At 50.2% G+C, this 582-nt stretch carries 2 protein-coding genes; both read right to left on the reverse strand.

All coding sequences use genetic code 11. From position 1 onward, the window contains the following. Window positions 1-91 precede the first annotated feature (91 nt). Window positions 92-310: a hypothetical protein gene (locus NE664_12830; protein ID MCQ4727519.1), complete on the reverse strand. Its 219-nt coding sequence runs from the start codon at window positions 308-310 to the stop codon at window positions 92-94. Continuing rightward, window positions 310-582: sugar ABC transporter permease (locus tag NE664_12835; protein ID MCQ4727520.1), on the reverse strand; the 273-nt coding region annotated here is incomplete at its 5' end. The genes NE664_12830 and NE664_12835, both read right to left, overlap by 1 nt.

A 582-nucleotide genomic window follows, 5' to 3' on the forward strand; every position in this document is an offset into this window, starting at 1 on the left:
CCCACAGGTTCAAAGAGATATCTTCGACGGAATCTATACCGGCGTAGAGGCCAGAAATCCTCAGTACGACGCCCAGCACATCCAGCGCTATTTAAGCTACAGCCTGATCCGTTTTATGGAGCAGATCCTTAAACCAGTACAGTGAAAACTGTTCCGGCAGAAGGGCCGCCGTATTGCTGACAATCTCAAACTGGCCTTTAAAGGATGCAAAGATGACAATAACGAGAGGTCCTCCCGCCAGCAATACCGCGACGGTAAGAATTACATAGGCCAGTATGGTCCAGCTATTTTTATGCAGCCTGGTTCTCATCACGCCACCTCCTCTTCCCAGTGATCCAATATCTTAAAATAGATCAGACACGCTGCCGTCAGGAACAGCAGAAGCAGAATTGTAACGGCGGAAGACCTTCCCAGGGAATACAGCGTCCAGCCCATACGGTAGGCAAAGATGGGTACCGTCTCTGTCGACGTTCCCGGTCCGCCTCCTGTCAGAAGGAAAATCAGGTCAAAGCTGTTAAAGATCCAGATTGTCCGCAAAATGATGAGCAGCCCCACAACGACTCTCACAAACGGGAGCGTAAT

Source organism: Anaerotignum faecicola (genome assembly GCA_024460105.1).
In the GTDB taxonomy this organism is placed as follows: domain Bacteria; phylum Bacillota; class Clostridia; order Lachnospirales; family Anaerotignaceae; genus JANFXS01.

What these genes read in the sequence shown, in the direction of transcription:
- NE664_12830 (MCQ4727519.1), bottom strand. Translation starts at nt 310, where the DNA reads ATGAGAACCAGGCTGCATAAAAATAGCTGGACCATACTGGCCTATGTA.